This window comes from Streptomyces sp. P5F9, assembly GCF_057961495.1.
Genome location: NZ_JBXVPZ010000596.1, coordinates 1 through 5,084 on the forward strand (window position 1 = coordinate 1; position 5,084 = coordinate 5,084).

Genomic DNA, 5,084 nt, shown 5'->3' on the forward strand with positions numbered 1-5,084 from the left:
CGCCGAGGGTGCGTGGCCGGGCGGGGGCCCGAGCCGCAACTCGGCCGCCGGAGGCGCGTCATCGGGCAGGGAGGCGAGCCGTGGCTCCGCCGCCGACGCGCCTCCTCCGGGCGCCGGCCGGCCCATCGCCGCAGGCTCTACGGCCGGCTCTGCCGCGGCCTGTCCCATCGGATCCCGGGCCGCCCGGGCCGTCAGCCGTATGTCCGCGATGTCCGCATCCAGCGCGTACCGCCCCGTCGCCAGCGTCGCCGTCGACTCGCCGGAGGCCAGTGCGGGCAACAGCCGCTTGGCCGGGGCGGAGTCGTCCAGGGCGGTCAGCAGCGTCGCCGCCGCGACCGTCTCGACCAGCGGCCCCGGAACCGCGTGCCGCCCCAACTCCACGAACGCCACGGCGAGTTCGACCAGCCGGGGCCCCAACCCCTCGTACGCCTCCGGCACCGCCAGTGCGAACACCCCCGCCCCCGCGATACGGCGCCACAGCGCCCGCCCGCTCGCGTGCTCGCCGCGGCTCCAGGACCGTACGACCGACGGAGTGTCCGCCGCCGTCAGCATCGCGTTCAACGAGGCGGCGAAGGCCCGCTGTTCGGGGTCGAGGAGGAAGCGCATCAGCGGCGGCCCTTCGGCAGGCCGAGCAGGCGCTCGGCGATGATGTCGCGCTGGATCTCGTTCGTACCGGCGTAGATGGGACCCGCGAGTGAGAAGACATAGCCCTCGGTCCAGTCGGTGTCCGCCAACTCGCCTTCCTCACCCAGTAGTTCGAGGGCCGTCTCGTGCAGCGCGATGTCGTACTCGGACCAGAAGACCTTGTTCAGGCTGGACTCCGGGCCGATGGATTCGCCGTCGAGGAAACGGGAGGCGTTGGCGTAGGTGAAGAGCTGGTAGGCGCGGGCGCCGATCACGGCGTCGGCCACCTGGTCGCGTAGCTCTGGTGAACTACCTTGTGCCCGCCAGAGGTTGAGGAGACGGTCGGCGGATGCCAGGAAGCGGCCGGGGGAGCGGAGGGTGAGGCCGCGTTCGTTGCCGGCGGTCGACATGGCGACCCGCCAGCCCTGGCCCGGCTCGCCGATGACGTCCTCGTCGGGGACGAACACCTCGTCCAGGAACAGCTCGGCGAAGGCGGGCTTGCCGTCGAGGCGGCCGATCGGGCGGACCGTGACGCCGGGCGCGCGCAGGTCGAACATCAGGTAGGTGAGGCCCTGGTGAGGCTTCGGGGTGTCCGGCTCGCTGCGGAACAGGCCGAACGCGCGGTCCGCGAAGGCCGCGCGTGACGACCACGTCTTCTGGCCGCTCAGCAGCCAGCCCCCGCCGGTGCGCACCGCCCGTGAGGTCAGCGACGCCAGGTCCGAACCCGCCTCCGGTTCCGACCACGCCTGCGCCCACACCACCTCGCCGGTCGCCATCGAGGGCAGCACACGCGCGCGTTGCTCCCGTGTGCCGTGGTCGAAGAGGGTCGGGGCGAGCAAGTTGATGCCGTTCTGGCCGACCCGGCCCGGGGCGCTCGCCGCGTAGTACTCCTCCTCGAAGACCAGCCACCGCACGATGTCCACGCCCCGGCCGCCGTACTCCTCCGGCCAGGACACCACCGACCAGCGGTCCGCGGCGAGTTGGGCCTCCCAGGCGCGGTGCGCGGCGAAGCCCGCCCCGGTTTCGAGGGAGGGGAGGGGCTCGGCCGGCACGTGTGCGCGCAGCCAGGCGCGGGCCTCGGCGCGGAACGCCTGCTGGTCGGGCGTGAAGCGGAGGTCCATCGCGACCGTCCTCCCTCGGCAATCCTTCCCTAACAAGTGTTTGGTAGGTTAGCGTGGGCCCATGACAGGCGTCGAGAGTCCGGCATACGTCCCCGGGCACGGGCTGCTGAAGGGGCGCACAGCCGTCGTCACCGCCGCCGCCGGCGCGGGCATCGGCGGGGCCACCGCGCGCCGCTTCCTTCAGGAAGGCGCGCGCGTGCTCATCAGCGACGCGCACACGCGGCGGCTGAAGGAGTACGAGGCCGAGCTGGCCGGGGAGTTCGGGTCGGAGTCGGTCGCCGCGCTGCCGTGCGATGTCACCGACGAGGCGCAGGTGCAGGGGCTGTTCGACGCGGCCGTCGCCGCGCACGGACGCCTCGACGTCGTCGTCAACAACGCGGGCCTGGGCGGCACTTCGGACCTAGTCGACATGACCGACGAGCAGTGGTCGAAGGTGCTGGACGTGACCTTGAACGGCACGTTCCGGTGCACCCGGGCGGCCCTGCGCGCGATGCGTGGGAGCGGCGGCGGGGTGATCGTCAACAACGCCTCCGTCGTCGGCTGGCGCGCCCAGGCCGGACAGGCGCACTACGCGGCGGCCAAGGCGGGCGTGATGGCGCTGACCCGGTGCGCGGCGATCGAGGCCGCCGCGTACGGGGTGCGGATCAACGCGGTCTCGCCGAGCCTCGCCATGCACCCGCACCTGGTGAAGGTGACGACACCGGAGCTGCTGGCCGAACTCACCGCGCGCGAGGCCTTCGGGCGGTACGCGGAACCCTGGGAGGTGGCCAACGTGATCGTGTTCCTGGCCTCGGACTACTCCTCGTACATGACCGGCGAGGTCGTCTCCGTGAGCAGCCAGCATGCGTAGCGGCGCGAGAGGCCCGACAAGGGGTCGCGCGATAGGCCGGGGCCGGGGCACGACAATGGGTCCGTGCCGACCAAGAAGAAGCCCCCGGTGACCGCCGCTCCGGCCCGCCGTCGTGAACTCCTCGACACGGCGGCCGAGGTCTTCGCCGAGCAGGGGTACAACGCCACCACCGTACGGAAGATCGCCGACCACGCGGGCATGCTCGCGGGCAGCCTCTACTACCACTTCGACTCCAAGGAATCGATGCTGGAGGAGATCCTGCGCACCTTCCTCGACGAGCTGTGGGGCGGCTACGACACCGTCCTGGACGCCGAGTTCGGGCCGCGCGAGACCTTGGAGGCCCTGGTCACCGAGTCGTTCCGGGAGATCGACCGGCACCGCGCCGCCGTCGCGATCTACCAGAAGGAGAGCAAGCACCTGGTCGCGCAGGAGCGGTTCGCGTTCCTCGCCGAGTCGCAGCGCAAGTTCGAGAAGGCGTGGCTGTCCACGCTGGAGCGCGGGGTCGCCGCCCAGGTCTTCCGGGCCGACCTCGACGTCCGGCTCACCTACCGGTTCGTCCGGGACACGGTGTGGGTCGCCGCGTCCTGGTACCGGCCTGGCGGACAGCACAGCGCCGAGGAGATCGCCCGGCAGTACCTTTCGATGGTCCTCGACGGGATCGCCGTACGCACATAACTCACGGGTCTGGATGGGGAGTTGACATGGCCGAGGCCTATATCGTCGAAGCGGTCCGTACGCCCGTCGGGCGGCGCGGGGGAGGGCTGAGCGGGGTGCATCCCGCCGACCTCGGGGCGCATGTCCTCAAGGCACTGGTCGCCCGCTCGGGGATCGATCCCGCCGCCGTCGAGGACGTCGTCTTCGGGTGCCTGGACGCGGTGGGGCCGCAGGCCGGGGACATCGCGCGGACCGCTTGGCTGGCGGCCGGGCTGCCCGAGGAGGTGCCGGGCGTGACGGTGGACCGGCAGTGCGGGTCCTCGCAGCAGGCCGTGCACTTCGCGGCGCAGGGCGTGCTGTCCGGCACCCAGGACCTCGTTGTCGCGGGCGGCGTCCAGAACATGTCCCTCATCCCCATCGCCTTCGCCTCCCGCCAGGCCGCCGAACCGCTCGGCCTCACCGACGGCCCCTTCGCGGGCAGCGAGGGCTGGCGCGCGCGGTACGGGACACGGCCGGTGAACCAGTTCGCCGGGGCCGAGATGATCGCCGCGAAGTGGGGGATCAGCAGGCAGGACCAGGAGGAGTTCGCCCTCCGCTCGCACCGGCGTGCCCTGCGCGCGATCGACGAGGGCCGCTTCGAACGGGAGACGGTGCCCTACGGCGCGGTCGCGGTCGACGAGGGCCCGCGCCGGGACACCTCGCTGGAGAAGATGGCCGGCCTGAAACCGGTCGTCGACGGCGGCACCATCACCGCCGCGTGCTCCTCCCAGGTCTCCGACGGCGCGGCGGCGATGCTCCTCGCCTCGGAACGGGCGGTGCGGGAACACGGGTTGACGCCCCGCGCCCGCGTCCACCACCTCTCCGTCCGCGGGGAGGACCCGATCCGCATGCTCTCGGCTCCCATCCCGGCCACCGCCCACGCCCTGAAGAAGACCGGCCTCTCCATCGACGCCATCGACCTCGTCGAGATCAACGAGGCCTTCGCGCCCGTCGTCCTCGCCTGGCTTAAGGAGACGGGCGCGGACCCGGAGAAGGTCAACGTCAACGGCGGCGCGATCGCCCTCGGCCACCCGCTCGGCGCGACCGGCGTCAAGCTCATGACCACCCTCCTGCACGAACTGGAGCGCACCGGCGGCCGGTTCGGCCTCCAGACCATGTGCGAGGGCGGCGGCCAGGCCAACGTGACGATCATCGAACGGCTCTGATCGGGCAGGGCGGTTCAAAGGCGGTTCAGGAGTCGGCCCGGACCAGCGTCCACAGCACCTCCTCGGCCTGCTTCATCACCCGTGCCACCAACTCCGCACACGACGGCAGGTCGTCGATCACGCCGGCGACCTGGCCGGAGGCCATCACCCCCAGATCCGTGCGCCCGTCCACCATCGACGCCTTCAGCAGCATCGGCGTGTTCGCGGCCAGCAGTATCTGGCTCCAGGTCAGCTCCTTGCCGTGCTTCATGGCGAGGCCGTCGCGGATCATCCGGCGCCAGGTCAGGCCGGACAGCCGGCGGAAGCCCGCCGCTCGGCGTATCGCCTGGAACAGGGTTCTCGTCCGGCCGGAGTTCTCCAGGGCGTCGACCAGTTCCGTGCGGAGCATGCGGTGGGGGAGGCCGTCGACCGCCCTGGTGACCGTGACGTCCTTGACCGTCGCCGCCAGATACGCCGCCTTCACCGCGTCCGGGACCGTCGAGTCCGAGGTGAGGAGGAACCGGGTGCCCATGGCGACGCCCGCCGCCCCGTAGGCAAGCGCCGCGACCAGTCCCCGCCCGTCGAAGAAGCCGCCGGCCGCGATGACCGGTATGTCCACCGCGTCCACGACCTGCGGCAACAACACCGTGG

Annotated in this window: 6 protein-coding genes; 3 read left to right on the plus strand and 3 right to left on the minus strand. The window is 71.9% G+C overall.

Annotated features, from left to right (window positions below; genetic code table 11):
• The coding region (locus AC31A1_RS46445; RefSeq protein ID WP_489659104.1) for an acyl-CoA dehydrogenase family protein at window positions 1-606 on the minus strand (606 nt) is incomplete at its 3' end.
• Window positions 606-1,745 (minus strand): acyl-CoA dehydrogenase family protein, encoded by a 1,140-nt coding sequence (locus tag AC31A1_RS46450; RefSeq protein ID WP_489659105.1) that lies wholly within the window; start codon window positions 1,743-1,745, stop codon window positions 606-608. The genes AC31A1_RS46445 and AC31A1_RS46450, both read right to left, overlap by 1 nt.
• Before the next feature lie 61 nt (window positions 1,746-1,806).
• On the opposite strand from AC31A1_RS46450, the gene AC31A1_RS46455 reads away from it, so the two are divergent.
• From AC31A1_RS46455 to AC31A1_RS46465, 3 genes are all read left to right on the plus strand, one after another.
• Window positions 1,807-2,595, plus strand: a complete 789-nt coding sequence (locus tag AC31A1_RS46455; protein ID WP_489659106.1) for an SDR family oxidoreductase — start codon at window positions 1,807-1,809, stop codon at window positions 2,593-2,595.
• A 63-nt stretch (window positions 2,596-2,658) separates the two neighbouring features.
• Entirely contained in the window at window positions 2,659-3,270 is a 612-nt protein-coding gene (locus AC31A1_RS46460; RefSeq protein ID WP_489659107.1) for a TetR/AcrR family transcriptional regulator, read from the plus strand.
• Between the two features lie 26 nt (window positions 3,271-3,296).
• A complete protein-coding gene (locus AC31A1_RS46465) occupies window positions 3,297-4,454 on the plus strand; it encodes an acetyl-CoA C-acetyltransferase (RefSeq protein WP_489659108.1) in 1,158 nt (385 codons plus the stop codon).
• Between the two features lie 25 nt (window positions 4,455-4,479).
• Here AC31A1_RS46465 and AC31A1_RS46470 read toward each other — a convergent pair.
• The coding region (locus AC31A1_RS46470) for an NAD(P)H-dependent flavin oxidoreductase (RefSeq protein WP_489659109.1) at window positions 4,480-5,084 on the minus strand (605 nt) is incomplete at its 5' end.

Coding starts and splice junctions, on each gene's coding strand:
- AC31A1_RS46455 (WP_489659106.1), top strand. CDS start 1,807: ATGACAGGCGTCGAGAGTCCGGCATACGTCCCCGGGCACGGGCTGCTG.
- AC31A1_RS46465 (WP_489659108.1), top strand. CDS start 3,297: ATGGCCGAGGCCTATATCGTCGAAGCGGTCCGTACGCCCGTCGGGCGG.
- AC31A1_RS46450 (WP_489659105.1), bottom strand. CDS start 1,745: ATGGACCTCCGCTTCACGCCCGACCAGCAGGCGTTCCGCGCCGAGGCC.